At 69.1% G+C, this 25,748-nt stretch carries 20 protein-coding genes; 10 read left to right on the top strand and 10 right to left on the bottom strand.

Annotated features, from left to right (window positions below; genetic code table 11):
• The first annotated feature begins 265 nt into the window (after nt 1-265).
• The 3 genes from I7X39_RS00005 (at nt 266) to I7X39_RS00015 (ending at nt 2,213) form a co-directional block, all read left to right on the top strand.
• A complete protein-coding gene (locus I7X39_RS00005; protein WP_198108901.1) occupies nt 266-907 on the top strand; it encodes a hypothetical protein in 642 nt (213 codons plus the stop codon).
• Nucleotides 908-1,000: 93 nt separating this feature from the next.
• Nucleotides 1,001-1,714: a hypothetical protein gene (locus tag I7X39_RS00010; RefSeq protein WP_198108902.1), complete on the top strand. Its 714-nt coding sequence runs from the start codon at nt 1,001-1,003 to the stop codon at nt 1,712-1,714.
• A gap of 76 nt (nt 1,715-1,790) precedes the next feature.
• Nucleotides 1,791-2,213, top strand: coding sequence for a hypothetical protein (locus I7X39_RS00015; protein WP_198108903.1), 423 nt, complete (start codon nt 1,791-1,793; stop codon nt 2,211-2,213).
• A gap of 56 nt (nt 2,214-2,269) precedes the next feature.
• Here I7X39_RS00015 and I7X39_RS00020 read toward each other — a convergent pair whose 3' ends face one another.
• The gene (locus I7X39_RS00020) at nt 2,270-3,178 is read right to left on the bottom strand and encodes a LysR family transcriptional regulator (protein ID WP_310739805.1); all 909 of its coding nucleotides are present in this window, start codon (nt 3,176-3,178) and stop codon (nt 2,270-2,272) included.
• Between the two features lie 119 nt (nt 3,179-3,297).
• On the opposite strand from I7X39_RS00020, the gene I7X39_RS00025 reads away from it, so the two are divergent.
• Nucleotides 3,298-4,476 carry an acyl-CoA dehydrogenase gene (locus I7X39_RS00025; RefSeq protein WP_198108904.1) on the top strand — a complete coding sequence of 393 codons (1,179 nt, stop codon included), beginning with the start codon at nt 3,298-3,300 and terminating at the stop codon, nt 4,474-4,476.
• Entirely contained in the window at nt 4,476-5,342 is an 867-nt protein-coding gene (locus I7X39_RS00030; protein WP_198108905.1) for a DUF2520 domain-containing protein, read from the top strand. The genes I7X39_RS00025 and I7X39_RS00030 overlap by 1 nt, the downstream gene beginning before the upstream one ends.
• On the opposite strand, the gene I7X39_RS00035 is transcribed toward I7X39_RS00030, so the two are convergent.
• Entirely contained in the window at nt 5,308-6,111 is an 804-nt protein-coding gene (locus tag I7X39_RS00035; protein ID WP_198108906.1) for a substrate-binding periplasmic protein, read from the bottom strand. The genes I7X39_RS00030 and I7X39_RS00035 overlap by 35 nt on opposite strands.
• Complete coding sequence (locus I7X39_RS00040) at nt 6,111-8,003, bottom strand: glucokinase (protein WP_198108907.1); 1,893 nt, start codon at nt 8,001-8,003, stop codon at nt 6,111-6,113. The genes I7X39_RS00035 and I7X39_RS00040 overlap by 1 nt, the downstream gene beginning before the upstream one ends.
• A 253-nt stretch (nt 8,004-8,256) precedes the next feature.
• Between I7X39_RS00040 and glk the strand changes: the two genes are divergently transcribed.
• Nucleotides 8,257-9,273: a glucokinase gene (glk, locus tag I7X39_RS00045; RefSeq protein ID WP_198108908.1), complete on the top strand. Its 1,017-nt coding sequence runs from the start codon at nt 8,257-8,259 to the stop codon at nt 9,271-9,273.
• Nucleotides 9,274-9,978: 705 nt separating this feature from the next.
• Here the strand turns inward: glk and I7X39_RS00050 are convergent.
• From I7X39_RS00050 to I7X39_RS00070, 5 genes are read right to left on the bottom strand one after another with little or no spacing between them, the layout of a single operon-like run.
• Nucleotides 9,979-11,160 carry a branched-chain amino acid ABC transporter substrate-binding protein gene (locus tag I7X39_RS00050; protein WP_198108909.1) on the bottom strand — a complete coding sequence of 394 codons (1,182 nt, stop codon included), beginning with the start codon at nt 11,158-11,160 and terminating at the stop codon, nt 9,979-9,981.
• Between the two features lie 50 nt (nt 11,161-11,210).
• A complete protein-coding gene (locus tag I7X39_RS00055) occupies nt 11,211-11,933 on the bottom strand; it encodes an ABC transporter ATP-binding protein (protein ID WP_198108910.1) in 723 nt (240 codons plus the stop codon).
• A 2-nt stretch (nt 11,934-11,935) separates the two neighbouring features.
• On the bottom strand, nt 11,936-12,706 hold the full coding sequence (locus I7X39_RS00060; RefSeq protein WP_198108911.1) for an ABC transporter ATP-binding protein: 771 nt from the start codon (nt 12,704-12,706) through the stop codon (nt 11,936-11,938).
• Between the two features lie 9 nt (nt 12,707-12,715).
• Complete coding sequence (locus tag I7X39_RS00065) at nt 12,716-13,843, bottom strand: ABC transporter permease subunit (protein WP_198108912.1); 1,128 nt, start codon at nt 13,841-13,843, stop codon at nt 12,716-12,718.
• 10 nt (nt 13,844-13,853) lie between these two features.
• On the bottom strand, nt 13,854-14,777 hold the full coding sequence (locus I7X39_RS00070; protein ID WP_198108913.1) for a branched-chain amino acid ABC transporter permease: 924 nt from the start codon (nt 14,775-14,777) through the stop codon (nt 13,854-13,856).
• Nucleotides 14,778-14,968: 191 nt separating this feature from the next.
• Here I7X39_RS00070 and I7X39_RS00075 point away from each other — a divergent pair, with 191 nt between their 5' ends.
• The 3 genes from I7X39_RS00075 to I7X39_RS00085 are packed head-to-tail and all read left to right on the top strand — an operon-like array spanning nt 14,969 to nt 18,595.
• Entirely contained in the window at nt 14,969-16,855 is a 1,887-nt protein-coding gene (locus tag I7X39_RS00075) for a sensor histidine kinase (protein ID WP_198108914.1), read from the top strand.
• Complete coding sequence (locus I7X39_RS00080) at nt 16,848-18,200, top strand: sigma-54-dependent transcriptional regulator (RefSeq protein ID WP_198108915.1); 1,353 nt, start codon at nt 16,848-16,850, stop codon at nt 18,198-18,200. Before I7X39_RS00075 ends, I7X39_RS00080 begins: the two co-directional genes overlap by 8 nt.
• A gap of 5 nt (nt 18,201-18,205) precedes the next feature.
• The gene (locus I7X39_RS00085; protein WP_198109385.1) at nt 18,206-18,595 is read left to right on the top strand and encodes a VOC family protein; all 390 of its coding nucleotides are present in this window, start codon (nt 18,206-18,208) and stop codon (nt 18,593-18,595) included.
• 3 nt (nt 18,596-18,598) lie between these two features.
• Here the strand turns inward: I7X39_RS00085 and I7X39_RS00090 are convergent, their stop codons facing one another.
• Nucleotides 18,599-21,637, bottom strand: a complete 3,039-nt coding sequence (locus I7X39_RS00090) for an RCC1 domain-containing protein (protein ID WP_198108916.1) — start codon at nt 21,635-21,637, stop codon at nt 18,599-18,601.
• Nucleotides 21,638-21,684: 47 nt separating this feature from the next.
• Nucleotides 21,685-24,666 carry an RCC1 domain-containing protein gene (locus I7X39_RS00095; RefSeq protein ID WP_198108917.1) on the bottom strand — a complete coding sequence of 994 codons (2,982 nt, stop codon included), beginning with the start codon at nt 24,664-24,666 and terminating at the stop codon, nt 21,685-21,687.
• A gap of 246 nt (nt 24,667-24,912) precedes the next feature.
• Here I7X39_RS00095 and I7X39_RS00100 point away from each other — a divergent pair, with 246 nt between their 5' ends.
• The gene (locus I7X39_RS00100; protein WP_198108918.1) at nt 24,913-25,668 is read left to right on the top strand and encodes a porin family protein; all 756 of its coding nucleotides are present in this window, start codon (nt 24,913-24,915) and stop codon (nt 25,666-25,668) included.
• Nucleotides 25,669-25,748 lie beyond the last annotated feature (80 nt).

Raw genomic sequence — 25,748 nt, forward strand, 5'->3', positions numbered from 1 at the left:
CACGGGCTTGGGCGCTTGGCTCATCGCCTTGCGCTTGGCCCAAAGCCTTATCGACATCACCTCGACCGGCCTGGTTCATCGTGCCATCGGCAGTGATGGATTCGGCAGGGGAAAGATACGAGGCCTTTAGCTTGAATCCATTCAAGCTAAAGGCCTGACCCTGATGCCCCTCAAGGCATCAGGTTTCAAGGCAATAGGAACATAACTTTCCGCTCAACCGGACCTGCGAAAAGCGCGCAGGCCGGTTAGCTCCACGTTAGGCATCATGGGCAAAATCGTCGCGATACCAGATTGGGCATCCCCAGCACTTCAAGGACTGTGCTTCTGGCTGGGTTCCCAGCACACGCTCGGTCTTGCTGCAAACATCAGCGAGGGCGCCATCGCGTGGGAATTGATGCGGCTTGTGTTTACGCACAGACTTCCTGATCGTCACCTGGAGGCTGAAGTTTTCTATCGGCACATTCCTGAATTCCTGGCATCCGGTGTGGCTAATGACTCCCGCGAAAGAGCAGATCTCGCAATCGCAAAGAAAGCTCGGATGGATCGAGGAACCTCCTACGCCACAGGTGATGTTGAGGCAGTTATTGAAGTCAAGCACAGCAGATCGAGAAAAGACTTGATTTGGCAAGACATTGATTACTTAGGCGAACGCAGATCGAAGAGCCCAGCAGTTCGGGCGTTCCTTATCTATGCCTCAATCAATGAGAGGCCAGAGGACTTCACGAATATTGATGGTTCTGCAATCACCCCAAGATACCAAGTCACGCCAAGTGGAACCAAGTATCGGGTTCGCAGAGTGTGTCGCGCCACCAAGATCATCCCATCCAAGAACAAGAACGCTACCGGCCACTACGCAATCTTGATCGAGGTCGCGCCACCTCATTCAAAGGCAGCGAATGATGCCTAACTGGTTGGTCAAGCCAACGCCCACAAGCCCCGCTTGTGGGGGCCCTCCGTGCTTCGCACTACTGCGCGGCTTACCGCGAGCGTTAGCCATCAAATGAATCAGCCGCGCTGGCTCGTGGAGATTACGGGCGACAAGTTCCACCTTGAGGATCTGCCTGCATTCTTCCCAGACGGGGATATGTATGTCGTGCTGGAGGGCGAGCGGTACTACATTGTTGGCTCCGCGCTAGAGGTGGCAGCAGACCACGCAGAAGTTCGCGCGCTGGCTCTGGCTCGGCTAGAAATTTTTGCAGGGGCGATGAAGCTTCTTTTCGGCCACTACAAGACTCCTATTCTTGCCGGAACGTACAGGGAGCATTCCGATGGAAGGCGTGATGCTTTTGCATCTGGCATGGTTGCTGAACTGACAATCTTTTCGAAAGTTCGAGCCAATCTGGACGGAGCGACCGGTCCTACCCAGGCGCAAGCGCTAGCGACCGCCTCGATGCAGAACAAGGCGCTCACAATTGCAATGATCCTGTGGGCTGACGAGGCCAGAACTTGGCCTCGTCTGTATCGCATACTTGATGAGATTGAAGAAGGCCTCGGTAATACGGTGAGCAACCTTGACCTTTGCTCGGGCAATCAGCGCGAGCGCTTCATGCGCTCGGCAAATTGCCCGTCTGTTGCTGGCCTAGACGCACGGCATTCCGCCGGTAACAAAATCCCACCGACAAAGCCCATGACGCTCGTCGAGGCCACGAAATTTATGCAAGGCGTAATGCTAAAAGCTCTTTCTTCTATCGGTAGTCGGGGTGCTGATGGCTAGCCAGTCGCTCGAGCCGCCTCGCGTCGGCAAGCTTCCGCTCGCGGCACAGCTTCAACGTTGATCTCGGATGGTCATCATGCGCACTAATGTCAATCTCAACGAGTTGCGCGACGCCATGGAGTGGGTCAGCGCCGCTGACGCCGCTGCACTCGATTGCGATGCCTATGTTTGCAAAGAGACAGGGAAGAATTATTGGGCTGGCGAGGGTGTGGAAGAGGAGTTTCCTGAAGACATTGACGACGGAAGTCTGTATGTCTCCGTACCGCACAAACATGATTTTCGTTTGGGGCGGTCCCTCGCCATTCGGTTCGCGCAAGAGTATGTGTCCAATTTGCTCCAGGCGACCCAAGAATGCTTTCGACGCCGCAAGGCCTATGCGGTTTTAAAATCCATGCTGGCGCGAACTGGTCAGTTGGAGGCGTGGTATCAGTGTGAAAGCCACGCGATTGACAATGCGTTGCGAGAATGGTGCGAGGAGCAGGGCTTTAACCCTTGTTGATGGAATCTTGTAACTGGTGGATCCATCACCTGCGCGTCAGTCCAATGGGTATGAATTCAAGTTTTAACTGCAATACCTGACCGCACCGCCAAGAACCTCTCCCGCAACGCCCCATCCCCCTCCCGCCGCCAAGCCGCAAACACCGCCGAAGGCTCCAACTCCTCGGTCAGCGGCTTGAACACCGCCCCCTGAATCCCCGCCCGGGCAAAGGCCGCCGGCACGATGGACACGCCCAGGCCCTGGGCGACCAGGGAGACGACCGAGAGCCAATGCCGCCCCTCGTGCTGCAGGCGCGGGTAGAAGCCGTGCTGGCGGCAGATCTCGACGATGCGGGCGTGGTAGTCCGGCGAGCCCTTGCGGGAAAAGAGGATGAAGGGCTGGTCGGCCAGGCTCTCCAGCGAGACCTGGCGGCGGCGGGCGCCGGGGTGGCTGGCGGGCAGGCAGGCCATGAAGGGTTCGCGGTAGAGCGGCTGGCAGTCCAGCGCGGGGGGCAGGCGGTCGGTGTGCACCAGGCCGAGGTCCAGCTCTTCCTTCAGCAGGGCCTCGATCTGGTCCTGCGAGTTCAGCTCCACCACCACCACTTCCACGCGCGGGTGGGCCTTGGCAAAGGCCTGCAGCCAGTCGGCCAGGCCGTGCTGCAGGGTGGAGCCCACAAAGCCCAAGCGCAAACGGCCGCGTTCGCCGGCCTGCACCTCGCGCGCCAAGGCACAGGCGGCCTCGGCGCGCTCCAGCAGGCCTAAAGCGCTCGTGCGGAAGGCGGTGCCGGCGGGGGTCAGGCGCACGCCTTTGCTGTCGCGCTCAAAGAGGCGAGCGCCCACCAGGGCTTCGAGCTGCTGGATGGCGACCGAGAGCGGCGGCTGCGAGATGGCCAGGCGCTGCGCGGCGCGGCCGAAGTGCAGCTCCTCGGCCAGGGCGGCGAAGCAGCGCAGGTGGCGGAACTCCAGCGCGCGGGTGGGGGTGTTCATTTGCGCGACCTATCGGTGCAGTGGTTTTCTGAATTGGACACGAATCGTGGCGGGCGGCAATACTGGCAGCCTTTGCGCCCGCCCCCACTTCAGGCGCCACCCCATTCAAGGAACCCACCATGGCCACCAAGGCAAGCTTTCACTGGGACGACCCGCTGCTGCTGAACAGCCAGCTCACCGACGACGAGCGCATGGTGCGCGACGCCGCGGCGGCCTACTGCCAGGAGCGCCTGGCGCCGCGCGTGCTGGAGGCCTTCCGCCACGAGAAGACGGACGCGGCGATCTTTCGCGAGATGGGCGAGCTGGGCCTGCTGGGCCCCACCATCCCCACCGAGTACGGCGGCGCCGGCCTGAACTACGTCTGCTACGGCCTGGTGGCGCGCGAGTTGGAGCGCATCGACTCCGGCTACCGCTCGATGATGAGCGTGCAGTCCTCGCTGGTGATGGTGCCGATCTTTGAATTCGGCAATGAGGCCACGAAGCGCAAGTACCTGCCCAAGCTCGCCACCGGGGAGTGGATCGGCTGCTTCGGCCTGACCGAGCCCAACCACGGCTCGGACCCGGGCTCGATGGTGACGCGCGCCCGCAAGGTGGACGGCGGCTACGAGCTGACGGGCTCGAAGATGTGGATCACCAACAGCCCGATCGCCGATGTGTTCGTGGTCTGGGCCAAGGACGACGGCGGCCAGATCCGCGGCTTCGTGCTGGAAAAGGGTTGGAAGGGCCTCAGCGCCCCGGCCATCCACGGCAAGGTGGGCCTGCGCGCCAGCATCACCGGCGAGATCGTCATGGAATCGGTGTTCTGCCCCGAGGAAAACGCCTTCCCCGAGGTGCGCGGCCTCAAGGGCCCCTTCACCTGCCTGAACAGCGCGCGCTACGGCATTGCCTGGGGCGCGCTGGGTGCGGCCGAGGCCTGCTGGCACACCGCGCGCCAGTACACGCTGGACCGCAAGCAGTTCGGCAAGCCCCTGGCGGCGAACCAGCTGGTGCAAAAAAAATTGGCGGACATGCAGACCGAGATCACCCTGGGCTTGCAAGGCTGCCTGCGCCTGGGCCGCATGAAGGACGAGGGCACGGCGGCCGTGGAGATCACTTCCATCATGAAGCGCAACAGCTGCGGCAAGGCGCTGGACATCGCCCGCATGGCGCGCGACATGCTGGGTGGCAATGGCATCAGCGACGAGTTCGGCATCGCCCGCCACCTGGTGAACCTGGAGGTGGTGAACACCTACGAGGGCACGCATGACATCCACGCCCTCATCCTGGGCCGCGCGCAAACAGGCATCGCGGCGTTCTGATGTCGCGGATTGCGCTGATCGGTGCCGGACGCACCGCGGCGCATCTGGGCCTGGCGCTGGCGGCCCTGGGCCAGCCGGTGCAGGCGCTGGGGGCGCGGGATGCCGAGAAGGCGCGGCCCCTGGCCATGGCGCTGGGCCTGCCCGTGCTCAGCCCCGCCGAGGCGGTGGCCGCCGCCGATTGGGTGTTCCTGTGCGTGCGCGATGCCGCCATCGAGCCCCTGTGCGCCGCCTTGCCCTGGCGTGCCGGCCAGCTGGCGTTGCATTGCAGCGGCGCCACCGAACTGAGCGCGTTGGCAGCCGCCCGCGCCGCCGGCGCGGCGGTGGCGGGCTTTCACCCGCTGCAGCTGATGGCCGACCCGCTGCCGAGCCCTGAAGCGGCGCTGCAGGCCTTTGCAGGCATCCGCATCGGCATCGAGGCCGATGCCCCCTGGCGTGAAGCGCTCGATGCGTTGGCCGGCACCTTGAGCGCGCAGCCCCTGCACCTGCAAGCCGGGCAGCGCGCCCGCTACCACGCGGCGGCGAATGCCGCGGCGTCAAGCCTGCTGGCACCGCTGGACCTGGCCGCCCGCCAGGCGGCCCAGGCGCTGGGCTGCACGCCCGAACAGGCCTGGGAGGCGCTGGCGCCGCTGGCGCAGGGCACGCTGCGCGCAGCGCAGGCGCGTGGGCTGGCGGGGGCGCTCTCGGGCCCCATGGCGCGGGGCGATGTGGCGGTGCTGGCGGCGCATCTGCAGGCCCTGCAGGGGCGGGATGCCGAGCTCTACCGCGGCCTGATGCAGGCCCTGCTGCCGCTGGCGGCGCAGCGGCTCGCGCCCGACGCGCTGGAGCCCTTGATCAGGGCTTTAGATCGCGCCGCTGGCCCGAGCTGAGTCCGAGCGAGAACTCCTGCGCGAAGGCGGGGCTGCGGCGCACCTTCTCGATTGCGTCCCACACTGTTTGCACCAGGGCCGGCTCGCGTTCGGCCAGCGTGGCGTTGAAGGGCAGGAAGTAGGGCCGCGTGGCCAGGGCAGGGCCGCCGAGTTCGAAGTCGCGCGCCCACTGCGCTTCTGACAGCAGCTGGGCGGCGTGTTCCTGGTTCAGCAGCGCACCCTGCACGCGCTGCAGGCGCAGGCTTTCCAGCAGGGCGGTGACGGTGTTGCGCTCTTCCACATGGGCGCCGCGCTCGCGCGCGAACTGCACCACCGAGTAGCCGCGTTCGGCGCCCAGGCCTTCACCCGCACGCGGCCCGGTGCCGCTGAAGAGCTGGCCGTCCCATTGCACGCCGCTGCCCTTGCGGCGCAGCAGGGCGTAGCCGATCTGGAACAGGCGCTTGTGTTCGTCGGGCTCGCCCTGGGGGCTGAGCGGGTAGCGCAGGTGCAGCGCGCGCTCGGGCGTGTGGCTGGCGGAGAGCACGGCGTCGAAGCGGCCCTGGCCGGCTTCCTGCAGGCAGCGCGCCCAGGGCAGGGGGCTGAACTGGAAGCGCAGCTGCGGCAGCAGTTCCTGCACGCGCCGCATCAGCAGATAGGGCGTGGCATCGCCCTCGGGCGCGCCCAGGGCGGCGTTGGCGCAGACGCGCAGCAGGCGGGGTTCGGCGGCGGCCGAGCCGAGTGCTGCGGTGAGCGGGCCCAGCAGCAGCGCGCGCCGCAGCAGCGAGGCCATCAGCTGCCGCGGCTGTGCGTGGTGAGCGAGGCCAGGGGCGTGGCCAGGCTCACGCCGGGGGCGGTGGCGCGCGCGGCGCGGGTGGGCGGGGCGGCGGGTTCGTCCAGCGTGGCCAGGGCCTCGGGGGCGCCGCCGCGGCGCATGGCCAGGCCCACGGCCAGGATGTCGATGACCAGCAGGTGCAGGATGCGGCCCACCATGGGCAGCTGGGTGCTGGGGTCTTCGGCGTGGTCCACCAGCAGGGCCACATCGGCCTTGCGGGCCAGCGGGCTCTGGTTGGCGGTGATGGCGATGACCTTGGCGCCGCGCAGGCGCGCCTGCTCGGCCACGTCCAGCAGCTCGGGCAGGCGGCCGGCGGCGCTGATGAGCAGGGCCACATCGCCCGGGCCGAGCACGCGCGCGGCCAGGTGCTGCAGGCGCGGTTCGGTGTGGCTGCTGGCGGGCACGCCGAAGCGCAGGAACTTGAACTGGGCGTCCGCCGCCACGACGCTGTAGTGGCCGCTGGCGAAGCATTCGATGCGCTTGGCCTGCACCAGCAGGTCGGTGGCGCGGTCAATCGTCTCGCGGTTGATCTGGCTGCGCACCTGCAGGATGGCGCTGGCGGTGTTGCCCAGCACCTTGGAGCCGAGCTCGACCATGCTGTCGTCCTCCGTCACCTGGGTGTGGGTGACGGGCACGGTGCCGGTGAGGCTGGAGGCCAGGCGCAGCTTGAAATCGGAAAGGCCCTCGCAGCCCAGGCTGCGGCAGAAGCGGATGACGGTGGGCTGGCTGACGCCGGCGGCCTTGGCGATCTCGGCGATCGGATCAGAGAGCAGGGCGCGCGGGCGTGCCAGCACCTGCTCGGCCACGCGCTGCTCGGCCGGGGTGAGCTGGGGCTTGGCGCGGCGCACCTGGGCCAGGATGGTGTCGGCGCTGCCGTGCAGCTTCTTGAGCTGCGCTTCCAGGATGGCCGAGGCGCCCTTGAAGGTGGCTTCCTCGGCGGTGATGACGTAGGTGGGGATGGCGGCCACGTAGTCGCTGAAGCGGCCGCGTTCCTCGAAGCGGCGGCGGAAGGGCGAGCGCTCGAAGTAGCTGCCCAGGCGCGGCACGATGCCGCCGCCCACGAAGATGCCGCCGGTGGCGCCGAGCGTGACGGCCAGGTTGCCGGCCGCGGTGCCCAGCAGCGCGCAGAAGACCTCCAGGGTCTCCAGGCACAGCGGGTCGTTCTCTTCCAGCGCGGCTTGGGTGATTTCGGGCGCTTGGCGCGGCGGGGCGGCCTGGCCATGCAGTTCGGCCAGCGCGCGGTAGATCAGGGCCATGCCGGTGCCCGAGCACAGGCGCTCGAAGGAGACATGCGCGTGCTCGCGCCAGGCGTGGCGCAGGATGGCGATTTCGCGCTCGTCGCGCGGCGAGAAGCTGGTGTGGCCGCCCTCGGTGCCCAGGGCGATCCAGCCGTCGCCGCTGGGGATCAGGCCGGAGACACCGAGGCCGGTGCCCGAACCCAGCAGGCCGACCACGCTGTTGGGCACCGCCTGGCCGCCGCCGATCTGGTGCTTGTCTTCGCGGCGCAGGCGCGGCAGGGCCATGGCCAGGGCGGTGAAGTCGTTCACCACCACCAGGGTGTCGAAACCCAGGCGCTGGCGCATTTCCTCGATGGAGAACTGCCAGTGGTAGTTCGTCATGCGCACCCGGTCGCCTTCCACCGGGTTGGCGATGGCGACGGCCGCGTGGGCGATCTCGCCGGTGCCGGGCGGCAGGCCATCCAGGTAGCTGCGCACGGCGGCGTGGAAGTCGGCGTGGTCGGCGCAACGCAGCGAAACCATCTGCTCGAACTGACCGGGTTCGGTTTCCAGCGCAAAGCGGGCGTAGGTGCCGCCGATGTCGGCCAGCAGACGGGGACTGTCGAAGCTCATGCGCGAAGGAATCCAGGGAACGGCGGACGCAAAAACCGGCCGATTATGGAAGCTGCCAGCGGCCCTGGCCGGAAGGGTTTGACCGGGTCAGACTGTAGGCAAACTACATACATTCGTCAGGGCTTGATGCACTGAGATGGTGCCGATGGATGGTGTTTGCAGGGAATTTCGCCCTTGAGGGTCGTCGCGCATTGCCGAGGCAATGTAGTTTTGCTACCGTGCTGACTTTGTAGCGGCCCTTCCAAGCCAATCCATGTCTTCAAACCCGGCCCTCCCGTCCGCCCCCTTCCCTTGGCTGCTGGCCGATGTGGGCGGCAGCAACGCGCGTTTTGCCTGGGTGGCCGCGGCCGATCAGGCGCCGCAGCACATCCGCACCCTGGCGGTGGCCGAGTACCCCAGCCTGCTCGACGCCGCGCGCGCCTATCTGGCCGGTTTGAGCCTGGGCGCGCTGCCGGGCGGCGCATCCAGCCAGCCCCGCAGTGCCGCGCTGGCCTTGGCCACACCGGTGACGGGCGACCAGGTGCGATTCACGAACAGCGGCTGGAGCTTTTCGCAAGCCGAGCTGAGTGCCGCGCTGGGGCTGGAGCGCCTGTGCGTGTTGAACGATTTCGAAGCCCTGGCCCTTTCGCTGCCGCGCCTGCGCGCCGGCCAGTGGCAGCCCCTGGGAGGCGGTGCGCCGCGCTGGGACTTGCCGGTGGCCGTGGTGGGCCCCGGCACCGGCCTGGGCGTGGGCGGCCTGCTGCCCAACGCGGCGGGTGGCAAGGGCTGGCTGGCGCTGGCCGGTGAGGGCGGCCACGCCACCCTGGCCGCGGCCGATGACTTCGAGGCCGACCTGCTGCGCGTGGCACGCCGCACGCATGCCCATGTGTCGGCCGAGCGCTTCCTCTCCGGCATCGGCCTGCCGCTGCTGTATCACTGCGTGGCCGAGGTGCAAGGCCAACGCGCCGTGGCCGATGTCGACGCCCCCTGGATCCTGGAACGCGCCCTGGCCGACGACGATGCCGTGGCAGTGCGCACCATCGAGACCTTCTGCGCCATGCTGGGCAGCTTCGCCGGCTCCGTGGCGCTGACCTTCGGCGCCCGTGGCGGCCTCTTCATCGGCGGCGGCATCGTGCCCCGCCTGGGCGCGCGCTTCGAGCGCTCGGCTTTCCGCGAGCGTTTCGAGGCCAAGGGGCGCTATCGGGAATACATGGCGGCAATTCCGACGCCGCTCATCACCGACACGCTGGCCGCGCTGGACGGCGCCGCCCAAGCCCTTAGCCAAACGTAGTTCAGCGCCACTGGCATGGTGGTGTTCGAGAGAGCCCGCCGGGATTTCGCCCCGGCAGGCGACTTCCTTTCTTGCTCGTGCAAGAAAGGAAGCAAAGAACACGGCCCCGATTCCGGCGCCCGGCCTGCGGCCGGGTCCCCTGCGCTGCGCGAAATGCTGGGCCGGCCCAAAACTCGCTGCGTTCGCTTCGCGCACTCCGCTCAGACAGTTGGGCCGAGTCAGTTGGGTGGGCGTGCGTGCCGCACACCGCCCAGCATTGCTGTGCTGCTCGGCACCTGCATAGGGGCAGCAGCCAACAGCCGAATATCGAACAGCCCGGACTTCAGCCATGGCGCCGTTTCCCGGCTGTTCGGCTGTTGGCTGCTCGCCCTTCGTAGCTGCCGAGCAGCACAGCGGCTTGGGGCGCGCGCGCAGCGCGCATCCACTTCTGGCTCAGGGCGGCCGTTCAAACGGAGAGAGCGAAGCGAACGCAGTGCGTTCCGCCCTGCAGCCCCAAGACGCGAGCAGCGCAGGGAATCCCCGGCCGCAGGCCGGGGACAGCGGAGCGGGCGCGTGTTCTTTGCCTACTTTCTTGCACGAGCAAGAAAGTAGGTCGGCTGCCGGGACGACATCCCGGCGGGCTCTCTCAAGCCTGCTCAACCGGCTCGCAACAATGCGCAAGAGCGTGAGCGAGCAGCCGCTTGCAGCAGGCCAGCGCGCAACTCCTTACCAACGGCCAGAACGCACGGTCAATTCCCACTGGCCTTTGCGCATCTGATAGATGCCCACCGCCCCGCTGCGCTGCTCGCCGTCCTCGTTCATGCGCATCATGCTGGTGACGGGCGCATTGCCTTCGAAGGTCTTGAGGCGCTCCAGCAGCTTGGTGCGGTCCAGGTTGCCATTGCGGCTGAGGGCGTCGGCCACCAGGTGCACGGCGTCGAAGGCGTAGTGGGCGGCGTAGTAGGGCTCGCCACCAAAGCGCTCACGGTAGGCGGCCAGGAACTCCTTGCCGCCCAGGAACTCCTGGGCCGCCACGATGGGCGTGCTGGCGTAGAGCGCGCGGTTGCCGAGCTCGGCGCTTTGCAGGCGCGGGGTCTTGATGGTGTCGCTGCCCAGCACGGGCAGGTCGGGCAGGCCGGCGGCGCTGAGCTGCTGGATCAGGGCCTCGACCTGGAAGTCGGCCACCGTGGTGATCAGCAGGTCGGGCTTGGCCTGCACGAAGGCGGCCACCGCGGCCTTGAAGTCGGTGGTCTTGTCGTCCACCACCTGCTGGGCGATGGCGCCGGTGCCCGAGCGGATCAGCGAGTTGGCCACCGCGTCGATCAGGCCCTTGCCGTAGGGCGTGCCGTCGTGCAGCGTGACGATGCGCTTGGCGCCGAGCTTTTCGCGCGCGAACTGGGCCAGCGCGAGGGCCTGCATGTCGTCGTTGGCCACCAGGCGCAGCGTGGTGGGCAGGCCCAGCTGGGTGTACTGCGGCTTGGTGGAGATGGCCAGCTGCACCACGCCGGCCTTGGCGTAGATGGGCGCAGCGGCAATGCTCACGCCCGAGTTCAGGTGGGCGATGGCGGCCAGCACCTGCTGGCTGACGAGCTGCTGCGCGGCGGCCTCACCGGCCTTGGCATCGGCCTTGTCGTCGGCGCTGAAGATCTCGATCGGGATGCGCTTGTCGCCCACCTTCACGCCGCCGGCCTTGTTGATCTGCTCGGCCGCCAGCTGCGCGCCCTGCAGCATGTCCTTGCCCAGGGCGGCCAGCGGGCCGCTGAGGGGCTGGCCCACGCCGATGCGGATGCTCTTGGCCGAGCCCGGCATCATGAGGTACGCCCCCACGCCGGCCAGGCCGAGCAGGCCGGCGCCCACCAGCAGGTTGCGGCGCGTGTTGGAGGTTTGGGTGGGGGTCGTTTGCGGCATGACGTGTCCTCGGTTGGATGGGCTCTTGGGGTTCGCGGGGGTCTGGGGTCTTACTCGCCCAGATAGGCGGCGCGGACCTTGGGGTCGGTCAGCAGGTCCTGGCCGGAGCCGGTCATGCTGACGAGGCCGGATTCCATCACGTAGCCGCGGTTGGCCAGTTGCAAGGCGCGACTGGCGTTCTGCTCCACGAGCAAAACAGTTACACCTTGGCTGTGAATCTCGTTCACGACCTCGAAGATCTTGTCCACCATGATGGGCGAGAGGCCCATCGAGGGCTCGTCCAGCAGCAGCACCTTGGGGCGGGCCATCAGCGCGCGGCCCATGGCCAGCATCTGCTGCTCGCCGCCGGACATGGTGCCGGCCAGCTGGTCGCGCCGCTCCAGCAGGCGCGGGAAGAAGGCGAACACGCGCTCCATGTCGGCGGCAATGCCGTCCTTGTCATTGCGGGTATAGGCGCCCATCTGCAGGTTCTCGACGATGGTCATGCGCGTGAAGGTGCCGCGGCCCTCGGGCACCATCACCAGGCCCTGCTTGGCCAGTTCCCAGGGGCCCTGGCCACGGATGCTGCGGCCCAGGTACTTGACGTCGCCATCGGCGATCGACTGCAGGCCGGTGACGGCCTTGAGCGTCGTCGTCTTGCCGGCGCCGTTGGCCCCGATCAGCGAGACCAGCTCGCCTTCGCGCACTTCAAAGCTCACGCCCTTGACGGCCTGGATGCCGCCGTAGGCGACCTTGAGCTTTTCGACTTGGAGGAGGGTTTGCGTCTTGCTCATGTTCAGTGCCCCGCGCCCAGATAGGCCTCGATGACTTTGGGATTGCGTTGGACTTCGGCGGGCGTACCCTCGGCGATGGGCTTGCCGTAGTCCAGCACGGTGACGCGGTCGCACAGGCCCATCACCAGCTTCACGTCGTGCTCGATCAAGAGGATGGTGCGGCCGTCCTTGCGGATGCGGTCGATCAGCTCGCGCAGCACCACCTTCTCGGTCTGGTTCATGCCGGCGGCCGGCTCGTCCAGGGCAATGAGCTGGGGGTCGGTGGCCAGGGCGCGGGCGATTTCCAGACGGCGCTGGTCGCCATAGCTCAGCGTGCGGGCGCGGAAGTCGGCATGGCGGCCGATGCCCACGTAATCCAGCAGCTCGCGGGCACGCGCCTCGATGGCCTTCTCCTCGGCCTTGAAGGCGGGCGTGCGGAACACGGCGCCGAGCAGGCCGCTGTGCGTGCGCACATGGCGTCCCACCATGACGTTCTCGACCGCCGTCATCTCGGGGAAGAGGCGGATGTTCTGGAAGGTGCGGGCGATGCCGGCCTTGGCCACCAGGTGCACCGCGGCCGGCTTGTAGGCCGTGCCGCCGAGCTCGAAGCTGCCGGTGTCGGGCACGTAGAGGCCGGTGATGACGTTGAAGAAGGTGGTCTTGCCGGCGCCGTTGGGGCCGATCAGGCCGACCACCTGGCCTTTCTCGATGGTGATGCCGACGTCCGACAGGGCCTGCACGCCGCCGAAGCGCTTGCTCGCACCCTGCACCTTGAGGATGGTGTTGCTGTTCATGGAGAGTCCTTAGCGGGTGGCGGTGGCGATGGCGGCGTTGGCCTCGGTGGCCTTGCCCGGCTCGGCGCTCTTGGGCGCCGGCTTGCCATGCTCGGGTGCGGGCCACAGGCCGCGCGGGCGCATCAGCATGATGACGATCATGGCCAGGGCCACCAGGGCCTGGCGCAGGATGGCGGCGTCGATGCGGCCGTCCGTCAGGGTCTGGATGTCACCGGCCACATAGCGCAGCACCTCGGGCAGGGCGGCCAGCAGCAGGGCGCCCAGCACCACGCCGGGCAGATGGCCCATGCCACCCAGCACCACCATGGCGACGATCAGCACCGACTCCTGCAGGCTGAAGGACTCGGGGCTCACGAAGCCCTGGAAGCCCGCGAACATCGAGCCGGCCACGCCGCCGAAGGTGGCGCCCATGCCGAAGGCCAAGAGCTTGAGGTTGCGGGTGTTGATGCCCATGGCCTTGGCGGCGATCTCGTCTTCGCGGATGGCCATCCAGGCGCGGCCGATGCGCGAGTTCTCCAGGCGCCAGCAGATCAGCACCGAAGCCACGACGAGCGCCAGGAACAGGTAGTAGTGAAGGGTCACGCCGGGCAGCTCGATGCCGAACAGCGAGGTCTTCTGCGAGAGCGCGACGCCGAACACCGAGATCGAGTCGATCTGGCCGATGCCCCGGGGCCCGTTGGTCAGGTTGACCGGGTGCTCCAGGTTGTTCATGAAGACGCGGATGATTTCGCCGAAGCCCAGGGTCACGATGGCCAGGTAGTCACCGCGCAGCTTCAGCGTGGGCGCGCCAAGCACCACCCCGGCCAGCGCGGCCAGGCCGGCGCCGAGCGGGATCACCACATAGAGCGGCATGTGCAGGCCGTTCGGGAACATCGCCGCGATGGCGGGGAAGTTCTCGGCCAGATGCGGGCTGGAGAGCAGGGCGAACATGTAGGCGCCCACCGCGTAGAAGGCCACATAGCCCAGGTCCAGCAGGCCGGCATAGCCCACCACGATGTTCAGGCCCAGGGCCAGCATCACGTAGAGCAGGGCGGTGTCGAGGATGCGCACCGGGCCGGAACCGAATTGCTGCGCGATCAGCGGCAGCACCAGCAGCGCGACGGCGCTGGAGAGAAAGACGGCAAGTTTCTTGTTCATGTTGGAGACCTCAAGCACGGTCGGCGACACGTTCGCCCAGCAGGCCGGAGGGGCGCAGCGTGAGGACGAGGATCAGGGCCACGAAGGCAAAGATGTCGGCGTAGTGGCTGCCCAGCACGCCGCCGGTCAGTTCACCCAGGTAGCCCGCGCCGATGGCTTCAATGAGGCCGAGCAGGATGCCGCCCACCATCGCCCCGGCCAGATTGCCGATGCCACCCAGCACCGCGGCCGTGAAGGCCTTCAGGCCGGGCATGAAGCCCATGGTGTGCTGCGCGGTGCCGTAGTTGGCGGCCCACATCAGGCCGGCCACGGCGGCCAGCGCGGCACCGATGACGAAGGTGGCCGAGATCACGAAGTCGGGCTTGACGCCCATCAGCGAGGCGACCTTGGGGTTCTCGGCCGTGGCGCGCATGGCGCGGCCCAGCTTGGTCTTGTTCACCAGCCACATCAGGGCGGCCAGCAGGATGCCGGTGGTGGCCAGGATCAGCACCTGGGTCACCGAGATCACCGGGCCGCCCAGATTGAAGGGCTCGGTGGGCAGCAGCAGCGGGAAGGGCTTGGGGTTCGGCTTCCAGATCACCATGGCGAGCGTTTGCAGCAGCAGGCTCATGCCCATGGCGGTGATCAGGGGCGCCAGGCGCGGCGCGCTGCGCAGCGGCCGGTAGGCGATCTTCTCGATCGTGAAGTTGACAGCGCAGCAGACCACGATGGCGCAGCACAGGGCCACGATCATCAGGGCCCAGCCGGGCAGGCCCGAGCCGGCCAGCGCGCCGATGACGGTCCAGCTCGTCAGCGCACCAATCATCAGGATCTCGCCGTGGGCGAAATTGATGAGGTTGATGATGCCGTAGACCATCGTGTAGCCCAGGGCGACGAGCGCGTACATGCTCCCCAGCACCAGGCCATTGATCAGTTGTTGGATAAAGACTTCCATGGTTTCAAGGCTTCCACCCGCCACCGGGCATGTGATGTGCTTCTGCATTGCAGATTGCGTGCCAACCCGAAACCTCCGCTCACAGCCCTTCTCTCCATGGGAGGCGCGTCGCGGCGTTGCCGCCAGCGGTGCGGGAAGCCACACTCGACCCCTCCGGACCGTGTGAACCACCGCCTGCGTAATAACCCTAGATGAGCCACGGCACCCTGCGTCCCTTCTCCCGTCTGCTGCTGGCCAATGTGGTGGCACTGGCCACCGCGGCCACGCTGGCACTGGCGGCACTTGGGTTTTCCCTGAGTTATCGCCTGAGCGAGCGCGCCGGCCTGGAGCGCCTGGCCGAGCTGGCCGTGGAGCGCCTGGAGCTGTACGCCGGCACGCTGGAGGGCGAGCTGGGCCGGCTGGCGCAGCTGCCCGCGCTGGTAAGCCTGAACGACGAGGTGATGGCCGCCTTCCAGAGCGACCACCCGGAGCTGCTGCAGCGCGCGCAGCGCCGGCTGGCGCAGATCAATGCGCGTGCCGGCTCGCTGCTGATCTATCTGGTGGATGCCGACGGCCACTGGCGCCTGGGCAGTGCCGCGCTGCCGCTGGAGGTGCTGGAGCGCGAGCGCCTGGAGCGCATTGCCGCCGCCCTGCGCGCCGGCCGCCCCGGCTTCTTTGCCGCCGGCGATGGCAGCGGCACCACCGACTTCTTCCACGCCAGCACCGTGCAGCGCGGCGGCAAGACCCTGGGCCAGGTGGTGGTGCGCATCAATCTGGCGCCGCTGGAGGCCACCTGGGTGGACCTGGGCGTGCGCTCGCGCAGCGAAAAGCTGCTGGTGCTGGATGCCAACGACGTACTCATCATGAGCTCGGTGCCGCAGTGGAAGTACCTGCGCCTGGTGCAGGGGCTGGACCGCGCCACCTGGCCGCGCCTGGCGCCCGAGGACACCCTGCATTACCCCGCCAAGGCGCTGCAGACCCTGCGCTGGGCCGAGCGCGAGGGCGCGGTGCGCGGCGGCCAGCTGCTGCGCCTGCAGCCGCCCGAGGACGAGCGCCCTGGCCAGCACTGGCTGGCGCAGGACCGCCCGGTGATGGCCCTGGGCCTGCGCCTGATGACGCTCTCCGACCCTTCCGAGGTGCAGCGCGAGGCCGGCCGCGCGGCCTGGGGTGGAGCGGCCCTGGGGGGGCTGATCGGCCTGCTGGCCACCTACTATCTGTACCGGCGCCGGGCGGTGGCCCAGCTGCTGCGCGCCCGCAACGAGCTGCAGCGCGCCCGCGACGAGCTGGAGCAGCAGGTGTGGGACCGCACCGCCGAGCTGCGCGCCGCCAATGCCGAGCTCAAGCGCGAGTTCGAGCAGCGCGTGCGCGCCGAGGACGAACTGGTGCAGGCCGGCAAGATGGCCGTGCTGGGCCAGCTCTCGGCCGGCATCGCCCACGAGGTGAACCAGCCGCTCACCGCCCTGCGCGCGCTTTCGGGCAACACCGTGCGCCTGATGGACGCCGGCCGCCTGGACGACGCGCGCCGCAACCTCGGCAACATCGAAGGCGCGGTGGAGCGCATGGCGCGCATCACCAGCCAGCTCAAGAGCTTTGCGCGCCGCGCCAGCGGCCAGGGCGAGGTGGTGCGCCTGGCCCATGCGGTAGGCAATGCCCAGCTGCTGCTGGAGCACCGCATCCGCGAGGCCGGCGTGGAGCTGCAGCTGCAGATTTCCGAGCGCCTGAACGTGCGCTGCGACGGCACGCGGCTGGAGCAGGTGCTGGTCAACCTGATGGGCAATGCCATCGACGCCATGGACGCCCTGCAGAACCGCGCCGAGCGCCGGCTGCAGGTGCGAGCCTGGGCCGAGGACACGCGCATCCACGTGGCCGTGCGCGACACCGGCCCGGGCCTGAGCCCCGAGGCGCAGGAGCGCCTGTTCGAGCCCTTCTTCACCACCAAGCCGGCCGGGCAGGGCCTGGGCCTGGGCCTGGTGATCTCGGCGCAGATCGTGCGCGAGTTCGGCGGCAACTTGCAGGCCAGCTCCAGCCCCGAAGGCACCGAGTTCCGTTTTGATTTGGAAGCCGCGCCCGCCGCGGCGGAGGAAAAGAACCATGTTTGAAGGCTTCGAGGTTCTCTATGTGGAGGACGACCCCCAGGTGCGCGAGAGCCTGGTGCAGACCCTGGAGTTGGCCGGGCTGAACGTGCGCGCCTTCGAGTCGGCCGAGGCCCTGCTGGCCGCCTTCGTGCCCGGCCAGCCCTCGGTGGTGGTGAGCGATGTGCGCCTGCCCGGCATGGACGGCGTGGCCCTGCTGGAGCGCCTGCTGCTGCTGGACGCGACCCTGCCGGTGGTGCTGGTGACGGGGCATGGCGACGTGGCGATGGCGGTGCGCGCGATGCGCATCGGCGCCTACGACTTCATCGAGAAGCCGTTCTCGCCCGAGCGCTTCGTCGACACGGTGCAGCGCGCCATCGAAAAGCGCCTGCTGCGCGCCGCGGTGGACGATCTGCGCGAGCAGCTGCAGGCCAAGAGCGGCATCGAGGCCGTGCTGCTGGGCCGCAGCCCGGCCATGGAGCAGGTGCGGGCGCGCATCCTGCGCCTGGCCAACACCAATGCCGACGTGATGATCCTGGGCGAGACCGGCACCGGCAAGGAGCTGGTGGCGCGCTGCCTGCACGACCACAGCAAGCGCCGCGACCGCCACTTCGTCGCCATCAACTGCGGCGGCCTGCCGGAGACCCTGTTCGAGAGCGAGCTGCTCGGCCACGAGAGCGGCGCCTTCACCTCGGCCGCCAAGCGGCGCATCGGCAAGCTGGAGCACGCCAATGGCGGCACCCTGCTGCTGGATGAGATCGAGACCATGCCGATCACGCTGCAGATCAAGCTGCTGCGCGTGCTGCAGGAGCGCAAGCTGGAGCGCCTGGGTTCGAACGAGGAAGTGAAGCTGGATGTGCGCGTGGTGGCCGCCACCAAGTCCGACCTGCTGGCCCTGAGCGACGAGGGCAAGTTCCGCGCCGACCTGTACTACCGCCTCAACGTGGCCGTGCTGGAGCTGCCGCCGCTGCGCCAGCGCCGCGAGGACATCCCGCTGCTGTTCGAGCACTTCATGGTGCAGGCCGCCGAGCGCTACGGCTGCGAACGCCCCGAGCTGCACCCGGCCAAGCTGCGCGAACTGATGGGGCACGACTGGCCGGGCAATGTGCGCGAGATCCGCAACGCCGCCGACCGCTATGTGCTGGAGGGCGGCAGCGAGGTCGTCATCCCCGGCGCGCCCGAGAACGGAGCACTCTCTCTGGCCCAGCAGGTGGAGCTGGTGGAGAAGGCCTTGATCGAACAGGCGCTGACGCGCCAGGGCGGCAATGTGCAGCGCGTCATCGAGACCCTGGGTGTGCCCAAGAAAACGCTGTACGACAAGCTGCACCGGCATGGCATTGCGCTGGAGCGCTTTCGCAGCGGGGGCAATTGAAGGCGATGGAAAACCTCGGCTTCGCCCACTACAACCTGCGCGCCGAATGGTCCGTGTTGGAGCAGCTGCGCGACTTCTATGTCGAGGTCGTCGGCTTGCAGCTGGGGCCACGGCCGCCTTTTGCGAGCCGCGGCTTCTGGCTCTATGCCGGCGCGCAGGATGTGCTGCACCTGAGCGAGGCGCGGCCCGGCGAGCCGCGTGAGGCGAACGTCAGCGGCAGCTTCGACCATGTGGCCTTTCGCTGCCGCGGGCTGGCGGCCTGCGAGCAGCGCCTGGCCGCGCGCGGCATCGCCGTGCGGCGCTCGGGCGTGCCGGGCACCGGCATCGTCCAGCTCTTCCTGCGCGACCCGCTGGGCAACGGCGTGGAGCTGCAGTTCGAAGAACCCGAAGGGTAGGCGCTACTCCACCGTGTAGTAGTGCCCCGCCTTGTTGAGCCCGCGCACCTCTTCCCAGCTGGCCCCCAGGCCGATGTAGACCAGGGTGCCCACCAGGCCGGAGAGGTCCAGCGCATTGGTGACGCTCAGGCTCACGCGACCGCTTGGGGGCACGGTGAGGCTCTGCACGGGCTGCATGGGTTCGGTCATCGGCACCCAGCCGGCGGGGGTCTGCATGTACTGCCGGCCATCGGGGGTGACGGCCCAGGAGTAGAGCTGGCGCAGCTGGCCACGGTCTTCATCGAGCGGGTCGACGCTGGCGGTGAGGGTGCGGGCGGTGAGCGGGCCCGAAGCCGTGCCGGTGTAGCGCTGCAGCGTGGCGGCGGTCTGCACGGTGGGGCATTGGGTGACGCCGCTGAGCTGGTCGCCGGTGGCGATGGGGCGCATCAGCACCTGGCCCTTGGCCGAGAGCTCAGGAATGGTGACGCCCACACAGATGATGGCGTTGCTGGCCACCAGCGGGTCCGCCACTTCCGTCCCGTACACGGGTAGTTGCGAGCCGGTGGTGAGCGGTCCGGCCAGGCTGGGCTGGGCGGGGGTGCTGGGGCCGCTTTGCTTGATGCCGCCGCGCGTGAACACCACCGGGGCCATGCCGGGTGCCGCAGCATCGGCCCGGCGGCGCGGCGGGCCGGAGCGTGCGGCGGCGGCGTGCCGAGAGGGGGAGGCCCCTGGCGCAGCGCGGGGCAGCAGGGCGCTGAAGTAGACCTCGCCGGCCACGCCCACGGCGCGCGGGTCGGTCAGCAGGGCGCTCAGGCCCTGGGCGTTGCGGATGGCGCGCAGCAGCACCAGCGTGGGGTCGCTGGAGGGTTGCGAGCCGCTGGCGCGCTTGAGGTTGAGCCAGCCGGTGGCGCGCTCGTCCAGAACGAAGCCGGGGCGCATGGCGTTGGCCAGGCTGCCGTCGCCCAGCTGGCCGTGGCTGTTGGAGCCGCCCATCAGCACCAGGCCGTCCTGCCGCACGAAGGCGCTCACCGCGTCGCCGGCGGCCATACCTGCCACGCTGCTGGCGCCGCGCAGCAGGCGCGGGGTGCTGCCCAGCTGGTCCTGGGCGGAGCCGAGTTCGCCAAACAGGTTGTAGCCCCAGAACCAGCCCAGCAGGCTGCCGTCCGCGCGCCGCGCCACCGCGTGCTGCAGGCCAATCGTCAGTTCCACCACCTGGCTCAGGCCGGGCACCGGCACGGGCCGCAGGCGGCGGGTCTGGCTGCCGTCGCCGAGCTGGCCGCGTTCGTTGTCGCCCCAGGCCCAGACGCTGCCGTCGCCCTTCAGCGCCCAGCTGCTGCGGCCGCGCGCGGCCAGCGCCACCACGCCGCTCAGGCCCGCAACGGCCACCGGGGCGCTGCGCGCGTCCAGCGTGCCGTCGCCCAGCTGGCCGGCGCTGTTGTCGCCCATCGCGGCCACGCTGCCATCCGAGCGCAGCAGCAGCACATGGGCGTCGCCGGCCGCCAGGGCCAGGCCGCCCTGGCCGGCGCCGAGCAGCTGGGCCGGCTCGGCGGGGTTGCCGGTGGTGGGCACCGGCAGGCCGCTGCCCCAGCCCCACAGGCTGCCGTCCTTCTTCAGGGCCAGGGTGTAGAAGTCGCCCGCGAACACGCTGCGCACGTCGGCGATGCCGCTCAGCTGCTCGGGCTGGCCGATGTCGGCCCAGCTGGCATTGCCGAGCTGGGCGTAGCCATTGCCGCCCCAGGCCCAGAGCCGGCCGGCGCCGTCCAGCGCCATGCTGTGGTCCCAGCCGGCCGAGACCTGGCTGATGACCGGCAGCCCGGCCACCTGGGCCGGCACGGAGCGGTGCAGGAAGCGCCCGCGCCCGAGCTGCCCCGAGGCATCCAGCCCCCAGCTGAAGACGCGGCCATTGGCGCCCAGGGCCAGGCCATACCAGGTGCCCGAGGCCACCTGCACGAGTCCGGCGATGTCGACCACCGGGGCGGGTTCCTCGCGGTAGGTGGTGGTGCCGTCGCCCAGACTGCCGAAGCCATTGCCGTTGAGGGCGCCGAAGCCGAGCGCCGTGCCGTCGCTCTTGAGCAGGAAGCCCTGGCCGTAGCCGCGGGCGGCGCCGCTGAGCGTGCCCACCGCGGCCTGCGCCTGCGCGCTGGTGCCCGGCACCCATTGCCACCAGCGTGTCGGGTCCGTGCCAATCGCCACCGCGTAGACCGAGCCGGCCGCCACCTTGGCGGCGCCGCTGATGCCCGGCACCTGCACCGGGCTCAGGCGCGCCGGTGGGCGCGGGCTGGCATAGGGATTGCCGGCGCCCCATTCCCACACCGTGCCATCGGCTCGCACCGCGTAGCTGAGCTCCTGGGCCGCGGCAAGCGCGCGCACATTGCTGAGGCCGGGCAGGGGCGTGGGGCTGGCGCGGTCGCTCGTGTGGCCCAGGCCCAGTGCGCCGAACTCATTGCGCCCCCAGGCCAGCACGGTGCCATCGGCCTTCAGCGCCAGCGCATGGCGGTCGCCGCAGGCGAGCTGTGTGACGCCCTGCAGGCCCGCCACCGGAGCGGCGGTGGCGTTCTCGGGGCGCTCGCCTTCACCGAGCGTGAGGTTGTAGTTGGAGCCCCAGCCCCAGACGCTGCCATCAGCCCGGCGCGCCAGGGCGTACTCCGGCCCCGCGCAGAGTTCCACCACCTGGGTCAGGCCGGGCACGCGGCCCGGGGTGGCGCGGTCGGGGCGGCTGCCGTCGCCCAGCTGGCCGGCGTAGTTGCTGCCCCAGGTCCAGACCGTGCCTTCGCGCCCCAGGGCCAGCGAGAAGTAGCCGCCCGAGGCGATGGCGGCGATGTTGCCGAGGCCGACGACGAGGCCGGGGCGCGGCTCGTAGGGCCGGGTGCCGCTACCGAGTTGGCCGTTCTGGTCCGAACCCCAGGCCAGCACCTTGCCATCGGCGCTCAGCGCCAGGCTGTGCGGCCCGCGCACCGAGACCATCGGCGCGCCATCGGCCGCCGCGGCGGCGCCGGGCAGTGCGCTTGCCAGCAAGGCCATCCACGCCAACCAAGCGGTGCGCTTGCCGTCCGATGGGTTCATGCGGGCTCCCGCTGCGGTGCGATGGCGTGAGCGTAGCGCCCGCGGAGCTATTGCACCGTGGTGTGCTGGCCGGCCTTGTTCAGGTCGCGCACCTCCGCCCAGCTGCTGCCCACGCCGATGAAGACCAAGGTGCCTTCCAGGCCGCTGAGATTGAGCGCGCGCGTGACGTCGAGCAGGTAGTTGCCCGTGCTCGGCAGGGTGACGGTGGCGACCGCGCGCATGGGTTCGGTCATGGCTTCCCAGACGTTCGGGGCGGTCTGCATGTACTGGCGGCCATCGGGCGTGACGGCCCAGGAGAACACCTGGCGCAGCTGGCCGCGCTCCTCGTCCAGCGGGGTCACCTCGGCCACGATGGTGCGGGCGGTGATCGGGCCGCTGCTCTGCGCACGGAAGCGCGCCAGCGTGGCGGCCGTCTGCACCGGTGGGCACTGCACCACGCCCTGCACGCCAGCGCCGGTGGCGATGGGGCGCATCAGCACCTGGCCCTTGGCCGAAAGCTCGGGGATGGTGACGCCCATGCAGATGACGGCGCTGCTGTCGGCCAGCGGGTTGCTGAGGCCGCTGATGACGGCGAGCTCGTTGGCGCGGCCGAGGTCGCCGTTGTAGGCCACCTCGGCCTGCGCGCCGCCGCTGCCGCTGGTCTGCTTGAAGCCGCCGCGGGAGATCACGCCAGCCACCGTGGCGGGGGCGGCGCCCTCGGCCAGCGGGCGCGCGCTGCGGAAGGCCGTGAGCGGCCCGCGCTGCGGCCCGCGGGAGGGCGTCGCGGCACCCGGGCTGCAGTTGCTGGTGCAGCCGGTCAGCGGCGAGTTGGCCGGCGCGAGCACGCTGAAATACACATCGCCCAACAGGCCGGCGGCGCGCAAATCGGTCAGGCTGGCCTTGAGGTCATAGCCCTGGGTTTGCAGCTTCAGCAGATAGGCCAGCAGCTCGGGGCCGGCGCCGCCGCTCGGGGCGGCCAGGCGCAGCAGGCCGGTGGCCTGCTCGTTCACGACGCTCAGCGGGCGCGCGCTGGCGGCGATGGTGCCGTCGCCCAACTGCCCGGTGGTGTTGAGGCCCCAGATCCACAAGCTGCCGTCGCGCCGCAGCGCCAGGGTGTGATCGGCGGTGGGGCCGCTGAACACGTCGACGAAGCCATCACCCAGCTTGGCCGGTGTGGCGCGGTTGCGGCGCGCGCCATCGCCCAGCTGGTTGAACCGGCCGTCGCCCCACATCCACAGGGAGCCATCGGCCTGGAGGGCGGCGACATGGTTCTGACCCGCCGCCACCTTCACGTAGCCGCCGCCCACACGCTGGGGGCTGCTGGCGTCAGTGAAATCGCCCACGCCCAGTTGGCCGGAGCCGTTCGCGCCCCAGGCCCAGAGGCTGCCATCGATCTTGAGCGCCATGCTGAAACGGGTGCCGGCCAGTATGGTGCTGAAGCCTGTGCCCACGCGCACGGGTTCGGCGCGCGGGTTGCGGTCGCCCAGGCCGAGCTGTCCGGCGTCGTTGGCGCCCCAGGCCCACAGGCTGGTGTCGGGCTGCAGGCCCAGGCTGTGCGAATGACCGGCGGCGATGGCCGTCCAGACCGCGCTGCCGAGTTGGCGCGGGGTCCACACGACCTCGCTGTTGTGGCCGAGCTGACCTTCCACATTGCTGCCCCAAGTCCAGAGCTTGCCGTCGGTCTTGAGTGCCAGGCTGTGGGCATTGCCGGCCGCCACGCTGGCAAAGCCGCTGCCGACCTGGCGCGGCAGACGCTGGTGCCCGACCACCCCCAGGCCGAGCGGTGCATTGCCCTGGCCCCAGGACCAAAGCGTGCCGTCGGGCTTCAGCGCAAGGTTGTGGCCGAGCCCCATGGCGATGCTGCGAAAGCCGCTGTCCAGCACGGTCGGCGTGGTCTTGCTTTCGGGCGGTCCATTGCCCAGCTGGCCCTCGTAGTCGTCGCCCCAGGCCCAGACCGATCCATCGCTCCTGAGACCGACATTGAACAGCGACCCCGCCGCCAGCGCCGCCCAGCCGGTACTGATGGCAATGGGGTTGAAGCGAGTGCTGGTGCTGCCATCGCCGAGTTGGCCGAAGCGGTTGTCGCCCCAGGTATACAGCTGCCCGTCGGAGCGCAGCGCCAGCCCGTGATAGAAGCCTGCGCTCATGGTGCTGACGCCGCTGAGGATCTGCGTCGGTGTGGCTTGGATGCCGCCGCGCCCGTCTTCGGTGCTGCGATAGCCCCAGATCCAGAGCGTGCCGTCGGTTTTCAGGCCCAGGCTGGTGTAGCCGGTGGCGGCGATGGCCGCATAACCGCTGCCGATGCGGCGTGGTGTGCTGGCGTCGGCCCGACTGCCATCGCCCAACTGGCCGTAGTAGTTGTCGCCCCAGGCCCAGAGGCTGCCGTCGGCCTGCAGCGCCAGGCTGTGCTCGCTGCCGGCCGCCACCGCTTGGGCGGTGAGCCCGATGGCCGTGGGCAGGTTCACGCTGACCGTGCTGGTGCTACCCATGCCGAGCTGGCCGGACTGGTTGCGGCCCCAGCTCCACACGCTGCCATTCGCCTGGATGGCCAGGTTGTGGGTGAAGCCTGCGGCGGCCGCCACATAGCCTGAGCCCACCTGCACCGGCCTGCGCCGATCGGTGAGAGCGCCGTCGCCGATCAGGCCAAAGAGTCCGCTGCCCCAGGCCCACAGCGAACCATCGGCCTTGAGCCCCAGGCTGTGGTTGACGCCCGTGGACACCAGGCTGAAGCCGGTACCCACCCGCACCGGATTGGCGCGCGGCACCACGCTGCCGTCGCCGAGTTGACCCAGGCTGTTGTTGCCCCAGGCCCAGAGCGTGCCCTGGACATCGATGGCGAAGCCCTGGCTGCCGCCGCCAAAGACCTTGGCCACCGCCACCGGCAGCTGCACGCGCTGGGGGGCCAGCGCGCCCGCCACCACCTGGCGGCCCCAGACGCGCAGCACGCCGCCTTCGTCCACGGTGGCGCTGCTGTACCAGGCGGCCGCACCGGCGGGCGGCGCGGCCTCGCAGGGCAGGGCAGCCAGCAGCGTGCTCAACGCGGCTGCCATCAGCCCCGTCCATCCGGCAGGGGGCTCACCAGTCCAGGTCGAGAGTCTGCGTTCGACTGACATCGGGAACCCCTTGCAAAGACCGAGGCGCAGCGCCGACTCTAGGCCGCGGCGGCGTCGATCGAAAGCCTGCAAATCGAGGCCCGGGCGCTGTGGCGGCTTGGACGCGCTGGCGCTTGCCCCGCTTGGCGAAGCCGGAGGCTGCGGCTACCCTGCCTCGGCCATCTCACTGCAGCAGGGGACTCCATGAAGACCAAGTGCGCACTTCTTTTGGCGGTTGTCTTGGGCCCTGCGGCCTGGGCCGACGATGCGACGACGCTGACGGTGGGCCTGCGGGCCTGGTCCAACACCTGGAGCACCTGGGACGTCTACCCACCCACGGCGGTGGGCAACGCCTACATCCCCGGCGCCTCCGAGAACTTCAGCAGCCAGGACAAGGCGGCACTGATCCCTTCGGTTTCCCTGCGCCAGGGCGATTGGCTGCTGTCGGCCAGCCGTTTCGTCAAGACCCGCTACGGCTTCGACGGCAATGAGGGCCCCTTTTCTGCCAAGCGCGAGGAAACCGACTTCCATGCCGGCTACTACCTGCTGCCCACGTTGGCGCTCTCGCTGGGCCACAAGAGCGTCAAGCAGGAGTTCAGCGGTGGTACCGAGTTCAAGTACAGCGGTCCGATCCTGGGCGTGCTCGGCTCGGCCCCGCTGACGCGCGGCTTCAGCCTGTACGGCAATGTCGGCTACGGCCGCGTGAAGGGGCGCTTCCCGGTGGCGGATGCCAGCGGCCGCGCCAAGTTCGATGCCGACTACTGGCTGGGCGAGGCCGGCCTGGCCTATTCCTTCGAGGGCGTGGCGGCGGCCAAGGCCATGACCCTGACCCTGGGCTACCGCAGCCAGGTGCTGGCCACCCAGGGCTTTCGCATCGCCCTCAGCCCCACCACCAACCGCTCCACCGAGCTGCGCGACACCACCGAGGGCCTGGCCCTGGGTTTGAGCCTGTCGTTCTGAGGTGGGCCCGAGCCGGCTCGGCGCTTGCGCGCCCTCAGCGCAAGCGCTTCAATCCAGCGCAGGGCCGGAGGGCGGAGACG

The organism is Inhella proteolytica (assembly GCF_016093275.1).
Classification (GTDB): Bacteria; Pseudomonadota; Gammaproteobacteria; order Burkholderiales; family Burkholderiaceae_C; genus Inhella; species Inhella proteolytica.

Excerpts from the sequence above, each read along its gene's own strand:
- I7X39_RS00005 (WP_198108901.1), top strand. The coding sequence starts at position 266 with ATGGGCAAAATCGTCGCGATACCAGATTGGGCATCCCCAGCACTTCAA.
- I7X39_RS00010 (WP_198108902.1), top strand. The coding sequence starts at position 1,001 with ATGAATCAGCCGCGCTGGCTCGTGGAGATTACGGGCGACAAGTTCCAC.
- I7X39_RS00015 (WP_198108903.1), top strand. The coding sequence starts at position 1,791 with ATGCGCACTAATGTCAATCTCAACGAGTTGCGCGACGCCATGGAGTGG.
- I7X39_RS00020 (WP_310739805.1), bottom strand. The coding sequence starts at position 3,178 with ATGAACACCCCCACCCGCGCGCTGGAGTTCCGCCACCTGCGCTGCTTC.
- I7X39_RS00025 (WP_198108904.1), top strand. The coding sequence starts at position 3,298 with ATGGCCACCAAGGCAAGCTTTCACTGGGACGACCCGCTGCTGCTGAAC.
- I7X39_RS00030 (WP_198108905.1), top strand. The coding sequence starts at position 4,476 with ATGTCGCGGATTGCGCTGATCGGTGCCGGACGCACCGCGGCGCATCTG.
- I7X39_RS00035 (WP_198108906.1), bottom strand. The coding sequence starts at position 6,111 with ATGGCCTCGCTGCTGCGGCGCGCGCTGCTGCTGGGCCCGCTCACCGCA.
- I7X39_RS00040 (WP_198108907.1), bottom strand. The coding sequence starts at position 8,003 with ATGAGCTTCGACAGTCCCCGTCTGCTGGCCGACATCGGCGGCACCTAC.
- glk (WP_198108908.1), top strand. The coding sequence starts at position 8,257 with ATGTCTTCAAACCCGGCCCTCCCGTCCGCCCCCTTCCCTTGGCTGCTG.
- I7X39_RS00050 (WP_198108909.1), bottom strand. The coding sequence starts at position 11,160 with ATGCCGCAAACGACCCCCACCCAAACCTCCAACACGCGCCGCAACCTG.
- I7X39_RS00055 (WP_198108910.1), bottom strand. The coding sequence starts at position 11,933 with ATGAGCAAGACGCAAACCCTCCTCCAAGTCGAAAAGCTCAAGGTCGCC.
- I7X39_RS00060 (WP_198108911.1), bottom strand. The coding sequence starts at position 12,706 with ATGAACAGCAACACCATCCTCAAGGTGCAGGGTGCGAGCAAGCGCTTC.
- I7X39_RS00065 (WP_198108912.1), bottom strand. The coding sequence starts at position 13,843 with ATGAACAAGAAACTTGCCGTCTTTCTCTCCAGCGCCGTCGCGCTGCTG.
- I7X39_RS00070 (WP_198108913.1), bottom strand. The coding sequence starts at position 14,777 with ATGGAAGTCTTTATCCAACAACTGATCAATGGCCTGGTGCTGGGGAGC.
- I7X39_RS00075 (WP_198108914.1), top strand. The coding sequence starts at position 14,969 with ATGAGCCACGGCACCCTGCGTCCCTTCTCCCGTCTGCTGCTGGCCAAT.
- I7X39_RS00080 (WP_198108915.1), top strand. The coding sequence starts at position 16,848 with ATGTTTGAAGGCTTCGAGGTTCTCTATGTGGAGGACGACCCCCAGGTG.
- I7X39_RS00085 (WP_198109385.1), top strand. The coding sequence starts at position 18,206 with ATGGAAAACCTCGGCTTCGCCCACTACAACCTGCGCGCCGAATGGTCC.
- I7X39_RS00090 (WP_198108916.1), bottom strand. The coding sequence starts at position 21,637 with ATGAACCCATCGGACGGCAAGCGCACCGCTTGGTTGGCGTGGATGGCC.
- I7X39_RS00095 (WP_198108917.1), bottom strand. The coding sequence starts at position 24,666 with ATGGCAGCCGCGTTGAGCACGCTGCTGGCTGCCCTGCCCTGCGAGGCC.
- I7X39_RS00100 (WP_198108918.1), top strand. The coding sequence starts at position 24,913 with ATGAAGACCAAGTGCGCACTTCTTTTGGCGGTTGTCTTGGGCCCTGCG.